At 64.4% G+C, this 12,287-nt stretch carries 12 protein-coding genes; 7 read left to right on the forward strand and 5 right to left on the reverse strand.

What is annotated here, in order from left to right; translation table 11 throughout:
• Positions 1 to 150: 150 nt before the first annotated feature.
• The 3 genes from PXK07_RS14185 (at position 151) to PXK07_RS14195 (ending at position 3,422) form a co-directional block, all read left to right on the forward strand.
• Positions 151 to 621 carry an outer membrane protein assembly factor BamE gene (locus PXK07_RS14185; protein WP_274848990.1) on the forward strand — a complete coding sequence of 157 codons (471 nt, stop codon included), beginning with the start codon at positions 151 to 153 and terminating at the stop codon, positions 619 to 621.
• A 181-nt stretch (positions 622 to 802) separates the two neighbouring features.
• The gene (locus PXK07_RS14190) at positions 803 to 1,549 is read left to right on the forward strand and encodes a GNAT family N-acetyltransferase (RefSeq protein ID WP_274848991.1); all 747 of its coding nucleotides are present in this window, start codon (positions 803 to 805) and stop codon (positions 1,547 to 1,549) included.
• A 61-nt stretch (positions 1,550 to 1,610) separates the two neighbouring features.
• Positions 1,611 to 3,422 (forward strand): ABC-F family ATP-binding cassette domain-containing protein, encoded by a 1,812-nt coding sequence (locus PXK07_RS14195; RefSeq protein WP_446728381.1) that lies wholly within the window; start codon positions 1,611 to 1,613, stop codon positions 3,420 to 3,422.
• Positions 3,423 to 3,578: 156 nt separating this feature from the next.
• On the opposite strand, the gene PXK07_RS14200 is transcribed toward PXK07_RS14195, so the two are convergent.
• Positions 3,579 to 4,334 (reverse strand): 3-hydroxyacyl-CoA dehydrogenase, encoded by a 756-nt coding sequence (locus PXK07_RS14200; RefSeq protein ID WP_274848992.1) that lies wholly within the window; start codon positions 4,332 to 4,334, stop codon positions 3,579 to 3,581.
• Between the two features lie 80 nt (positions 4,335 to 4,414).
• Positions 4,415 to 5,329 carry a GNAT family N-acetyltransferase gene (locus PXK07_RS14205; protein WP_274848993.1) on the reverse strand — a complete coding sequence of 305 codons (915 nt, stop codon included), beginning with the start codon at positions 5,327 to 5,329 and terminating at the stop codon, positions 4,415 to 4,417.
• Between the two features lie 45 nt (positions 5,330 to 5,374).
• On the opposite strand from PXK07_RS14205, the gene PXK07_RS14210 reads away from it, so the two are divergent.
• The gene (locus PXK07_RS14210; protein ID WP_274848994.1) at positions 5,375 to 5,512 is read left to right on the forward strand and encodes a hypothetical protein; all 138 of its coding nucleotides are present in this window, start codon (positions 5,375 to 5,377) and stop codon (positions 5,510 to 5,512) included.
• Between the two features lie 336 nt (positions 5,513 to 5,848).
• On the opposite strand, the gene tyrS is transcribed toward PXK07_RS14210, so the two are convergent.
• The gene (tyrS, locus tag PXK07_RS14215) at positions 5,849 to 7,102 is read right to left on the reverse strand and encodes a tyrosine--tRNA ligase (RefSeq protein WP_274848995.1); all 1,254 of its coding nucleotides are present in this window, start codon (positions 7,100 to 7,102) and stop codon (positions 5,849 to 5,851) included.
• Between the two features lie 126 nt (positions 7,103 to 7,228).
• Here tyrS and PXK07_RS14220 point away from each other — a divergent pair, with 126 nt between their 5' ends.
• Positions 7,229 to 8,341 (forward strand): anhydro-N-acetylmuramic acid kinase, encoded by a 1,113-nt coding sequence (locus tag PXK07_RS14220; RefSeq protein WP_274849041.1) that lies wholly within the window; start codon positions 7,229 to 7,231, stop codon positions 8,339 to 8,341.
• Positions 8,342 to 8,450: 109 nt separating this feature from the next.
• Here the strand turns inward: PXK07_RS14220 and PXK07_RS14225 are convergent, their stop codons facing one another.
• Entirely contained in the window at positions 8,451 to 8,870 is a 420-nt protein-coding gene (locus PXK07_RS14225; RefSeq protein ID WP_274849042.1) for a cupin domain-containing protein, read from the reverse strand.
• 71 nt (positions 8,871 to 8,941) lie between these two features.
• On the opposite strand from PXK07_RS14225, the gene PXK07_RS14230 reads away from it, so the two are divergent.
• Positions 8,942 to 10,360, forward strand: a complete 1,419-nt coding sequence (locus PXK07_RS14230) for a protein adenylyltransferase SelO (RefSeq protein WP_274848996.1) — start codon at positions 8,942 to 8,944, stop codon at positions 10,358 to 10,360.
• Positions 10,361 to 10,547: 187 nt separating this feature from the next.
• On the opposite strand, the gene PXK07_RS14235 is transcribed toward PXK07_RS14230, so the two are convergent.
• Positions 10,548 to 11,435, reverse strand: a complete 888-nt coding sequence (locus tag PXK07_RS14235) for a DMT family transporter (RefSeq protein ID WP_274848997.1) — start codon at positions 11,433 to 11,435, stop codon at positions 10,548 to 10,550.
• Positions 11,436 to 11,567: 132 nt separating this feature from the next.
• Between PXK07_RS14235 and PXK07_RS14240 the strand changes: the two genes are divergently transcribed.
• The gene (locus PXK07_RS14240; protein WP_274848998.1) at positions 11,568 to 12,269 is read left to right on the forward strand and encodes an endonuclease/exonuclease/phosphatase family protein; all 702 of its coding nucleotides are present in this window, start codon (positions 11,568 to 11,570) and stop codon (positions 12,267 to 12,269) included.
• Positions 12,270 to 12,287 lie beyond the last annotated feature (18 nt).

Consider the following 12,287-nt stretch of genomic DNA (forward strand, 5'->3'; position numbering starts at 1 on the left):
CAACTTTCGTTTCTTGAACCAGAAGCGCGCATTAGGTAATCGGGATGGGCGGCGCAATCAAGCCGTGGCGATCGGGCCTTCGTACGGGATACGTACAGTCGGGGCCGGATGGCCGTCAGGCCGGAGACCGGCACAGGATCAGGGGGCATCATGGGTGCACAGTCATTTCAGCTGAAAACAGCCATGCGGCGCGCGCTGCTGCTTCTGGCCGCCGGATCCGTGGCGGCCTGTGCGGCGAGCTATCGCAAACACGGCTATGTGCCCTCGGATGAGCAGCTGGCAGAGGTGGTCGTCGGGGTGGATACCCGCGATTCCGTTGCCGAAACCATCGGCGTTCCGGGTTCCTCGGGGGTTCTGAACGACAGCGGCTATTATTATATCTCGACCCGCATGCGGCATTTCGGAGCGGCGGCGCCCAAGCCGGTTTCGCGTGATCTGGTTGCCGTCAACTTCGACAAGAACGGTGTCGTCAGCGGTGTGCAGCGGTTCGGACTGGAAGATGGACGGGTGATTCCCCTGCAGCGTCGGGTGACCTCCTCCAGCGTTCAGGACAAGACATTCCTGCGGCAGCTGCTTGGCAACCTCGGCAACTTCGGGCCCGGGGCACTTCTGGACGAGTAGGGGCGCCTGACTCTGTGGTCGGCCTGTCCTATTCGCCTGTTCTGTCCAATTCCTGTGGCCTGTGGTTTCTCCCGAAGTCTGTCGCCTTGCTGTGATCAGCCTGTGTTTTGCTGCGCCGTGGTGCCTGCCACAGCGGAACAGCTGCCGGTGTCGGCGGTGTCTGCTTCATTGAGGGTCCGGAATGGCTGAAGGCGACACACTCCTGAGCAAGGGACGCTACCGGGCACGCCTGGCGGCGGATGCGGCGGACCTTCGGGCGGCGCAGACCCTGCGTGGGCTGTGTTTCGGTACAAAGGGGCCGGATTCTGACTCCTATGACGACATCTGCCGACATGTACTGGTGGAGGATCAGCAAAGCGGCGCGCTGCTGTGCTGTTTCCGGATGATCCTGCTGTCGGGCGGCTCTGAGATCGATCAGAGCTATTCGGCACAGTTTTACGATCTGGAGCGGCTGCGTGCATTTGAGGGTGCCATTGCCGAGGTCGGCCGCTTCTGTATCGGGCCCACGGCAAAGGATGCCGATATCCTGCGCCTTGCCTGGGGCGCGATCACGGCACTGGTGGAGGCGGGCGATGTGCGCCTGCTGTTTGGCTGCAGCTCCTTTGCGGGCACACAGGTGGCGCCCTATCTAGACAGCCTGGCACTGCTGCGGCAGCGCCATCTTGCGCCCGAGCAATGGCGCCCGGCTGCCAAGGCGGCCGAGGTCCTGCGCTTCTCGGATCTGCCAGATCACCCCCCTGACCAGAAGGACGCCCTGCGCCAGATGCCACCGCTCTTGCGCACCTACCTCCTGATGGGGGGCTGGGTCAGCGATCACGCGGTGGTGGATCGGGATCTCAATACGCTGCATGTCTTCACCGGCGTTGCCATCGATGCCATCCCGGAGGCGCGCAAACGGCTGTTGCGAGCGGTGGCCGCACCGGCCTGACGGGTGGCCTCTGCGCACCTGCGGCGTTGACGGCGCGCGCGGGCCGGTTTAGCTGGCGTCTATGGCACGAATTCCTCTTTTGCAGATGTCCGGCATATCGCTCACCTTCGGGGGCGATCCGGTGTTTTCCGATCTCGATCTCGTGGTGCAGCCCGGCGACCGGGTGGCGCTCGTGGGGCGCAACGGTTCCGGCAAGTCCACCCTGATGAAGGTGATGGCCGGCCTGGTGGAACCCGACCGGGGCAGCATCGTGGTGCCGCCCGGCAAGACGGTTGGCTATATGGAGCAGGACCCGCAGATGACGGGCTTTGCGACCTTGGGCGATTTCGCCGCCAGCGCGCTGGAACCCGGCGAGATGTACCGGGTGGAGCGCGCGGGTGAGGGGCTGAAATTCGATCCCGCCCGCCCGGTAGAGACCGCTTCGGGGGGCGAACGCCGCCGTGCGGCCCTGGCGAAGCTGATGGCCGAGGCGCCGGATCTGATGCTGCTGGACGAGCCGACGAACCATCTGGATATCGAGGCGATCACCTGGCTTGAAAATGAGCTGAAATCCACCCGCGCCGCCTATGTGCTGATCTCCCACGACCGCGCCTTCCTGCGCGCCCTGACCCGCGCCACGCTCTGGGTGGACCGAGGGCAGGTGCGGCGGCAGGAAAAGGGCTTTGACGCCTTTGAAGCCTGGCGCGACAAAATCTGGGAAGAGGAAGACCAGCAGCGCCACAAGCTGAACCGCCTGATCAAATCCGAAAGCCGCTGGGCGGTCGAAGGCATCTCGGCCCGGCGCAAGCGCAACATGGGCCGGGTGCGCGCCCTGCAGGATCTGAAGGCCGAGCGTGCCGCCCAGATCAAACGCCAGGGCGCTGCCGAACTGGCGCTGGAGGCTGGCCCCAAATCGGGCCGCAAGGTGATCGAGGCTGAGGGGTTAGCCAAGGCCTATGACGGTAAGACCATCGTTTCCCATTTCTCGCTGAAGGTGCAGCGCGGCGAACGCGTCGCCTTTGTCGGCCCCAATGGCGCGGGCAAGACGACGCTCTTGAAGATGCTGCTGGGGATGGAGCAGCCCGATGCCGGCAAGGTGACGCTGGGCACCAATCTCGAGATCGCCTTTTTCGACCAGACCCGCGATCAGCTGGATACCGAAGCCTCGCTCTGGGAGAACCTCACCACCGATCCTGCCTTGGGGATTTCCGGCAAGGCGGATCAGGTCATGGTGCGCGGCCAGCCGAAACACGTGGTGGGATACCTCAAGGAATTCCTGTTCGACGAACGCCAGGCCCGCGCGCCGGTGCGCTCGCTTTCGGGGGGGGAGAAGGCGCGGCTCTTGCTGGCCCGTCTGATGGCGCGGCAAAGCAACCTGTTGGTGCTGGACGAGCCGACCAACGATCTGGATGTGGAAACGCTGGACCTGCTGCAAGAACTGCTGGATGCCTATGACGGCACGGTCTTGCTGGTGAGCCACGACCGGGATTTTCTGGATCGCGTTGCCACCACCACCATCGCCATGGAAGGGGATGGCCGCGCCACGGCCTATGCCGGGGGATGGAGCGATTACCTGTCCCAGCGTGCCCCAAGCGAGCCCGAGGAAAAGGCAGAAAAGCCAAAGGCCTCAAAGCCGAAGCCAAAGCAGGAGGCGCAGCCGAAAGAGGGGCTTAGCTTCAAGGAGAAACACCGGCTGGAGGCGCTGCCCGGCGAGATCGAACGCCTGGAGCAAGAAATCGCCAAGCTGGAACAGCTGATGGCCGATCCGGAGCTTTTCACCCGCGAGCCGGTGAAGTTCAAGAAGGCCAGCGAAGCCCTTGTAGAACGGCAGGAAAAACTGGCGGCCGCCGAAGAGGAGTGGCTGGAGCTGGAGGAAAAATCCGAAGGCGCATAACGGGCTGTGTTTCGCGCGCGAAACATTGAATAAAATCAGCTTTATAAGGTTAATACTTCATTCACCTTCCTGCGGTGAATAAGGAGACGCAAAAAGGGGCGCCCGGTGAGGGCGCCCCTTTAAGATTGCGAGTTAACAATTTGTTAATGATGGGGTTTATCGCATCCGCAGGGCGCCATCGATACGGATCACCTCCCCATTGAGGTAGCCCATCTCGACGATGAACCCGGCCAGGCGACCGTATTCCGACGGATCGCCCAGGCGGGCCGGGTTCGGCACATCGGCGGCCAGTTGCTGCTGTACCTCTTCGGGCAGGCCGGCCAGCATCGGGGTCATGAAGATGCCCGGTGCGATGGTCATCACGCGAATGCCGGTCGAGGCCAGATCGCGCGCCATCGGCAGGCACATGCCCACGACGCCGCCCTTGGAGGCGGAATAGGCCACCTGGCCCTTCTGCCCGTCAAAGGCCGCGATCGATGCGGTGTTGATGATCACGCCGCGCGCGCCATCGGGTTCGGGCTCGTTCTTGGCGATCTCGACGGCGGCGAGGCGCGCCACGTTGAAGGTGCCCACCAGGTTGATGTCGATGGTGCGCTTGTAGGCATCAAGCGGGTGCGCGCCCTCCTTGCCGACGGTCTTGATCCCGTAGGCGATGCCGGCACAGTTCACGCAGGCGGAAATTCGGCCCATCTGCTCGGCCGCATAGGTGATGGCCGCGGCGACAGAGTCCTCGTCCGTTACGTCGGTTTCGACGAAATAGCCGCCAATTTCGGCCGCGACCTTGGCGCCGCGCTCGGCGTCGCGGTCCAGGATGGTGACCTTGGCGCCGTTTGCCGCGAAATGGCGGGCGGTTGCCTCACCAAGACCGGATGCGCCGCCGGTGATCACCGCGCATGTCTGATCGAGTTTCATGAAAGGGGTCCTCCCGGTATCTGAACATGTGTTCAAATAAACACGGGGGGCGGGCGCTGTCCAGCGTTCCTACGCGTCCATCATGCGCCCATCATGCGCCTGTCGAGTCGCGCCAGCGGCGCCAGCAGCCGACCCATCGGTGGCCAGAAGAGCCAGGTGCCGCCCAGGCGATGCAGCTGGGCACCGGTGCCCAGTTTGAAGCGGGCCAGACCCGGCGCGTCCTCGGTATTGATCACGCCCAGATCGAGGCTCTTGCACCCTTGTGCCGAGAGCCAGCTCATCGCTTCCCACAGCAAGAGGTTATGGGCCGACAGCGCCTTGCCGCGTCGGGTGGTTTGGGCGATGTGATAGCTGGCCTCACGCCCGTGGCGCAGCACCAGGATGGCGGCCACGGGGTCTTTGCCCTCAAAGGCCTGAAACAGCTTTGCCATGCCCTTGTTGGCCTGCCCATAGGCGAGGGTCAGGGCCAGCGGCCAGCTGCGGTAGCCACGTTTGGATTGCTGGGCCTGGTCTGCGGCAAAGAGCCAGTGATTTGCATCGAACGGCATGGTCTGCCGGGTCAGGCGTAGGCCCTGGCTTTCGCCGTGTTTCAAGCGGTTGCGCCATTTCTGATGCAGGGCGGCGCGGCGCCGCTCGGGGCTGCTGGACAGGTCCAGCCGGGCGATACTGGCCGGTCCCATCAAGGGCAGGGCGCCATGCTGGGCCAGTTCGGGCGTGGGGGCTTCGGGGGATAGGATCACCGGTGTGCGGCGCAGGCCCTCTTCCTGCAGGATCTCGAGTAGGCGCAGGGGCTTTTCAAACCGGGCGCGGTTCACCATGGCGACATCCAGGCGACCCCAGAGCCGTTGCCGCAACACGACCGTATTGTTCATCCGTTCCAGGACCAGCGGATCCTGTCCCGTCGCCCTCAGAGCGCGTAGGAATTCCTCGGATTGGGCCAGGCTGCCCTGAGTGTCGGGGCGGGTCGCAGAGACCGGCGGAATGAAATCGAACATATATCCATTTACGGAACGGAAACCTAATTCAGGGTTAATGGGGGCATGAAAAAGCCGATACATATCATGGGCCACAGTGCCCCCAGTCCTCGGATCAGCAAGAGTGCTGCGGTTCTATTCGCCACCCTGCTGTCGATCCCGGTGTTCTTCCTGCTGACCTTGGCGGACCTGCTGGTCTTCTAGATCGATAGCCCCGCTTCTGTGGTCGGCCGGGGGGCTCCCGCGCCCGCAGGTGCTGACGGCTGCCGCCGTCAACGCCTTTGTGCGGCCTTGGGCCCGGCGCGGCTGCGCCGCGCGGCGGAGCCCTAAAACTGCCGGAGGCCCTTCAACGACCTGCCGTTTGCTGCCGGGCGCACCCACGCCGCGCAAAAGCGCGGCGCCAGGCCCAACGGGAGCGGTTGCATCTTTGATGCAGCGGCGACGGGCGGGAGGACGACGCTGGCCTTCAAAGCGCGTGTCATGGCAAAGAAAAAGGGGCAGATGTTGCCCCTTTGAGTGTTTCGGAGTATTGCGCAGCCGCTAATCGACCAGTTGCACCAATGCGTGGCGCTTCTTGCCGGCACTCAGCTTGATGGGAGCGGCGAGGGCGCCCGCGTCGATCATCAGGCCCGCGTCTGTCAGTGGCGCGTCGTCGATCCGCGCGCCATTCTCGGAGATCAGCCGCTTGGCCTCCTTGCCGGATTTCGCAAGGCCGGACTTCACGATCAACTGCACGATCGAAATACCACCCTCTAGGTCCGCAGGCGTCAGGTTCAGCGTCGGCAGGTCGTCGCCCACGCCGCCTTTCTCAAAGACCTCGCGCGCGGTGGCCTCGGCGGCCTCGGCGGCCTCGGCGCCATGCAGCAGGGTGGTCACCTCATTGGCGAGGATCACCTTTGCCGCATTGATCTCGGACCCTGCCAGCGCGCCCAGACGGTCGCATTCCTCCACCGGCAGCTCGGTGTAGAGCTTCAGGAACCTGCCCACATCCGCATCCGTGGTGTTGCGCCAGAACTGCCAGAACTCATAAGGGGAGAGCATATCCGGGTTCAGCCAGACCGCACCGTTCTGCGACTTGCCCATCTTCTTGCCATCCGAAGTGGTCAAGAGCGGCGAGGTCAGCCCGTAGATCTCGTGATCCAGCACCCGGCGCGTCAGGTCGATGCCGTTGACGATATTGCCCCATTGGTCCGAGCCGCCCATCTGAAGGATGCAGCCATAGCGGCGGTTCAGCTCCAGAAAGTCATAGGCCTGCAGGATCATGTAATTGAATTCGAGGAAGCTGAGCGATTGCTCCCGGTCCAGCCGCGATTTCACGCTTTCAAAGGACAGCATCCGGTTGACCGAGAAATGCCGCCCGATGTCGCGCAGGAATTCCAGGTAGTTGAGCCCGCTCAGCCATTCGTCGTTGTTGATCATCATCGCGCCACTGGGGCCGTCGTTGTAATCGACATAGGCCGAGAAGACCTTCTTGATGCCCGCGATATTGTCGTCGATCTGTTCAGGCGTCAGCAGTGGGCGTTCATCGGCGCGAAACGACGGGTCGCCCACCTTGGTGGTGCCGCCGCCCATCAGGGTGATCGGCTTGTGGCCGGTCTTCTGCAGCCAGCGCAGCATCATGATCTGGATCAGCGAGCCGACGTGCAGCGATTTCGCGGTGGCGTCAAAGCCGATATAGCCGGACTGGCCCGGGGTCATCAGCGCCTCGTCCAGACCCTGATAGTCCGTACAGTCGGCGAGAAACCCGCGCTCCATCATCACGGTGATGAAATCCGATTTTGGATGGTAGGTCATGGCATGCCTCGGCTTGTCTATTGCGATCTGCTGTATAAAACGCAAAGGGAGCACATGGAACCTGCTTTTGCGCAGAATTTCATGGCCCCTTCGGGCTGGCTGCAGGGGCGGATAAAAGAGCGGATGATGACACGAGCGATTTCGAAAACCGGTCGCGTGACCGCATTGGGCGCCATGAGCGGCACCTCGCTGGACGGGGTGGATGCGGCGCTGGTGGACACCGACGGGGAGCGGATCTTTGCCTTTGGCGACAGCCGCTATCGCGCCTATAGCGCGGCAGAGAGGGCGGTGCTGCGGGCGGGTCTCGGCAAATGGTCGGGGTCAGAGGTGGAGGAGGCCGCCGCCCTGACGGATCGCGTCCATGCCGAAGTGCTGGCGGAGTTCCCGCAGGCGCAGATCGTCGGCTTTCACGGCCAGACCCTGGCTCATGCGCCGCGCCGTCAGGGCACGCTGCAGGTGGGCGATGGCGCGGCCCTGGCCGAGGCGCTGGGAAAACCCGTGGTCTGGGATTTCCGGTCCGACGATGTGGCCCTGGGCGGCGAAGGCGCGCCGCTGGCGCCGTTTTTCCACTTTGCCTGCGCCAAATTCATCGGCGCGACGGCTCCCCTTTGCTTTCTGAACCTCGGCGGGGTCGGCAACCTCACCTACGTGGATCCGCGTTTCGATCGCCCGGAAGAGCCCGGTGCGCTTCTGGCCTTTGACACCGGGCCCGCAAATGCGCCGCTCAACGATTTGCTGCAAGCGCGCCTGGGGCTGCCCTATGACAAGGATGGCGCGATTGCCCGCAGGGGTGAGGTGGAAGAGGGCGCGCTGGAGCTGTTCCTGGCCGAGCCCTTCTTTGCGAAGATGCCCCCCAAGTCGCTGGACCGGAACGATTTTGCCCAGATGGTCACGCTGGTGGGCGAGTTGAGCGATGCAGACGCCGCCGCGACGCTGACAGCGATGTGTGCCGCTGCCGTGGCTCAAGGCGTGGAGCATTGCCCCGAGCTGCCCGAGGTGGTGCTGGTCACGGGGGGCGGGCGGCACAATCCGGTGCTGATGGAGATGCTGCGGGTCTCGCTCGACTGTCCGGTGAAGCCGGTCGAGGAGGTTGGCCTTGATGGCGACATGCTGGAGGCCCAGGCCTTTGCCCATCTGGCGGTGCGCGTTGCGCGGGGCATGCCGACTTCCTGTCCCGGCACCACGGGGGTGAGCGCCTGCGTCGGCGGCGGTGTGGTCAGCGTTCCGGGTGAGGGCTGACACAGAGGTGTATTAAGTGACTTGCCCGGACGAGAGGGCCGGGCAGCGCCCGCCCCTTCCCACGGGAGGGCGCAGGCGGCTCCTGCCAGGCTCCGCCGCTGCCCTCAGGTTACCCGCGCGGAATATCAAACCCCGGCTCTGCCAGCTCGAAGCCCTCGAACTGGAACCCGGGCGACACGGTGCAGCTGACCAGCGTATAGTCGCCGGTCGTGCGCGCAGCCTGCCAGTGGCCTGTAGGCACGATCAGCTGCGGCGCGCCCTTGGTCAGATCCGGGGTCAGCAGGTGATCTGCCGCAGGGCCTTCATCTGTTGATGCAAGCGACAGCACCAGCGGTGCGCCCGCGTGATAAAGCCAGATCTCGGCCGCATCGACCCGGTGCCAATGACTGGCCTCTCCGGCTTTCAGAAGGAAATAGATGCAGGTGCCGCTGGGGCGGCCCTCGTTTTCGGCCACCCAGGTCTGCCGATACCAGCCGCCCTCGGGGTGAGGCTCCAGTCTGAGGTGCTTGATGATCTCATCTGCCGTCATGGGCATCTCTTTCCTCCTGCATTGCGCCGGTTTGATCTGGCAATCCGCTAATGGCCGCATATGTTTGGGCCATGACATTGCACATCCCCTTTGACAACACATACGCGGGCCTTGGCTCGGGGTTCTACAGCAAACAGGCGCCAGAGCCGGTTTCAAGCCCGCGCATGCTCGCCTTCAATCGCGATCTGGCGCAGGTCCTGGGCATCACGCCGGGGGACTTGCCGGAAATGGCGCAGGTCTTTGGTGGCAACCGGGTGCCGGAGGGCGCCGATCCGCTGGCGCAGCTATACGCCGGACACCAGTTTGGCACATTCAACCCGCAGCTGGGCGATGGGCGCGCGGTGCTTTTGGGGGAGGTGATCGGCACGGACGGAATCCGCCGGGATATCCAGCTCAAAGGATCGGGGCGCACGCCCTATTCGCGCCGCGGGGATGGGCGGGCCTGGATGGGGCCTGTGTTGCGGGAATATGTGGTCTCAGAGGCGATGCATGCCCTTGGCATTCCCACCACACGGGCGCTGGCGGCGGTGGAAACCGGCGATTCCGTCTGGCGCGAGGCGGCCATGCCCGGTGCGGTGCTGACGCGGGTGGCCGCCAGTCACCTGAGGGTGGGGACCTTTCAGATCTTTGCCGCCCGCCGAGAGACCGCGGCGCTGAAGCGGCTCACCCAATATGCGATTGATCGCCATTACCCGGGGGCCAAGGGGCCGATGGGCCTGTTGCGCGCGGTGCGCGATGCCCAGGCGCGGCTGGTGGCGCAGTGGATGTCGGTGGGCTTCATCCACGGGGTGATGAACACCGACAATTGCACCATTTCGGGCGAAACGATCGATTATGGCCCTTGCGCCTTCATGGACGTTTACAATCCCTCGCAGGTCTTCAGCTCCATCGACCGGATGGGGCGCTATGCCTATGACAACCAGCCGGGAATCGTGGTCTGGAACCTGGCGCAGCTCGCCACGGCCCTGATCCAACAGATGGACGATCCGCAGGAGGGCGTCGAGGAGGCAACCGAGATCGTCCATGCCATGCCTCGGGCGATCGAGCAGGAATGGCTCAGCCGCTTTGCCGCGAAGATCGGGATCACGACGCCCAAGGAGGGCGATATGGCGCTGATCGAGGATCTGCTGGATCGCATGGCCGCGGGGCAGGCGGATTTCACCAATACGTTCCGCGCTCTGGCCGGGGAGGCCGCGCGGGGTCAATTCCTGGATCCTGGGGCCTTTGACAGCTGGGCAACGACGTGGCGGCAGCGGATTGCCTCAGAGGAAGACCCGGAAGGCCTGATGCGGCAGGTCAATCCGGCCTTCATTCCGCGCAACCATCGCATGGAAGAGATGATTGCGGCGGCGGTCAGCGGCGACATGGCACCTTTCGAGCGGCTGATGGACGTTCTTGTGCATCCCTATGAGGATCAGCCGGAGCATAGGGATCTGCAAAACCCACCACGCCCCGAAGAGGTGGTTCCGGCAACGTTCTGCGGTACCTGAAGGGATCAATCAAACCGATCGCCCGGGGGCTCTCCCGCGCGGGATCGACCTCCTGTCGGAGGTGCTCTCCCCCTTGGGCCCGGCGCCGTGCTCTGGCACGGCGTGCGCCCCTTCGGGGCGCCGGGCCCAACGGGAGCGGTTGCATCCTTGATGCAGCTGCGCCGGGCGGGAGAACCCCCGTCGCCTTTCAGGAGCGGTTGATCAGGAACACACCGGCCGCCACCAGCGCCAGTGCGAGCCAGACCTCGTAGGTGAGGGTCTCGCCCAGGATCAGCCAGCCCATCAGCACCGCCAGCACGGGGGACAGGAAACTGAAGGAGGCGACCGATCCCGCCTTGTAGATGGTGAACAGCCAGAACCACAGAAGATAGCCAAGGCTGGCAATGGCCACGGCCTGAAACAGCACACCGGCGATATGCATCATGTCGGGCGCGCGCATTAGCGGGCCGAACAGCGGCGCCAGCGCCAGAAGCACGACCGCCGAGACCGCCAGTTGATAGATCAGCTGCATCACCGGCGGCACCCGCGACAGGGGCGTGACGCGCAGGCAAAAGGCGATCCCGGCCCAGCACAGGGTCGCAATCAACGCCAGGGCATCGCCCAGCACCGATGCTCCGCTGGCATCCCGATCCAGCACCGCCAACACCACCCCGCCCATGGCCAGTGCCAGGCCGGTGACGCGCAGGCGGCTCAGCCGCTCTCCGGGCAGCCACAGATGCGCGGCCAGCGCCAGCCAGACCGGCATCGAGTTGAAGATGATGGTGACGCGCGACACCGACGAGACATCCAGCGCCCAGAACAGGCAGAGGAATTCGATGCTGAACAACAGCCCCGCCACGATCCCCCAGGCATGGATCCCCGGAGACAGGCCCGCCTCGGGGCGCAAGCGGGATCTGCGCAGCCAGACCCAGAGCAGGATCACCGCCAGTGCAACAAGCGAGCGCATGCCGGCCTGAAACACCGGGCCAAAACCGCCATTGGTGAGTTTTATCACCACCTGATTGAAGCCCAGAAGGGCGGCAAAGCCGGTGAGCGCAACCGCGCCTGCGGCATCCATGGATCTCTTTTCTGTCATGCCCGCATCAGCCGCTTGGCACGAGGGCGTGTCAAGCATGACGCGCCGTGCCGCACCAATGCGAGACATGCTGCGATCTTGCCTTGCGCCCTGCATCGGGGCGTTGAAAACTGGATCGGGAAAGGAGCGCCCATGCTTGAGCCCACGCTGCGCCTGGCGAGCTACAATATCCAGAAATGTGTCGGCCTGGACCTGCGGCGGCAGCCCCGGCGCATTCTCAATGTGCTGGAGGATATCGGCGCCCGCATCGTGCTGTTGCAGGAGGCCGACAAGCGCCTGCCGCCCCGCCCGGCAGCCCTGCCGCATTTCGTGTTGGAGGAGGCGGGCTGGCGGGATGTGGATCTGGGCGGGGCGGGCTCGCTTGGCTGGCACGGCAATGCGGTGATCTGGAAAGGGCAGGGCATCTCTCTACTGGGCAAGGGCCATATCGATCTGCCGGGGCTGGAGCCGCGCGGCGCGGTCTGGGCCGCTTTTGACACGCCGATCGGCCCCCTGCGTGTGGTGGGCGCCCATCTGGGGCTGACGGGCCGGGCGCGGCGGGCGCAGGTGCTGCATCTGGCGCAGCACAGCGAGGCATGGACTGATATGCCGATGGTCTGGGGTGGGGATTTCAACGATTGGTCGCGCGGCTCGGTCTTGGACCGGCTGGCCCCGATGATGCGCTTTCTGCCGCCCCTGCCGAGCTTTCCGGCGCTCAGGCCCTTGGGCGCCCTGGACCGGATTGCCCATAGCGAGGGGCTGGAGGCCGTGCGCACCGGGGTGCACAAGGCGCAGCCTGCGCATATCGCCTCGGACCATTTGCCGGTCTGGGCCGATTTGAGGCGAGTAGGTTAGTTATCTGATCTAAAATGG

This window comes from Phaeobacter sp. QD34_24 (assembly GCF_028890115.1).
Lineage (GTDB): Bacteria > Pseudomonadota > Alphaproteobacteria > Rhodobacterales > Rhodobacteraceae > Phycobacter.

Coding starts and splice junctions, on each gene's coding strand:
- PXK07_RS14185 (WP_274848990.1), top strand. CDS start 151: ATGGGTGCACAGTCATTTCAGCTGAAAACAGCCATGCGGCGCGCGCTG.
- PXK07_RS14240 (WP_274848998.1), top strand. CDS start 11,568: ATGCTTGAGCCCACGCTGCGCCTGGCGAGCTACAATATCCAGAAATGT.
- PXK07_RS14200 (WP_274848992.1), bottom strand. CDS start 4,334: ATGAAACTCGATCAGACATGCGCGGTGATCACCGGCGGCGCATCCGGT.
- PXK07_RS14230 (WP_274848996.1), top strand. CDS start 8,942: ATGACATTGCACATCCCCTTTGACAACACATACGCGGGCCTTGGCTCG.
- PXK07_RS14225 (WP_274849042.1), bottom strand. CDS start 8,870: ATGACGGCAGATGAGATCATCAAGCACCTCAGACTGGAGCCTCACCCC.
- PXK07_RS14205 (WP_274848993.1), bottom strand. CDS start 5,329: ATGTTCGATTTCATTCCGCCGGTCTCTGCGACCCGCCCCGACACTCAG.
- PXK07_RS14210 (WP_274848994.1), top strand. CDS start 5,375: ATGAAAAAGCCGATACATATCATGGGCCACAGTGCCCCCAGTCCTCGG.
- tyrS (WP_274848995.1), bottom strand. CDS start 7,102: ATGACCTACCATCCAAAATCGGATTTCATCACCGTGATGATGGAGCGC.
- PXK07_RS14235 (WP_274848997.1), bottom strand. CDS start 11,435: ATGACAGAAAAGAGATCCATGGATGCCGCAGGCGCGGTTGCGCTCACC.
- PXK07_RS14190 (WP_274848991.1), top strand. CDS start 803: ATGGCTGAAGGCGACACACTCCTGAGCAAGGGACGCTACCGGGCACGC.
- PXK07_RS14220 (WP_274849041.1), top strand. CDS start 7,229: ATGACACGAGCGATTTCGAAAACCGGTCGCGTGACCGCATTGGGCGCC.
- PXK07_RS14195 (WP_446728381.1), top strand. CDS start 1,611: ATGGCACGAATTCCTCTTTTGCAGATGTCCGGCATATCGCTCACCTTC.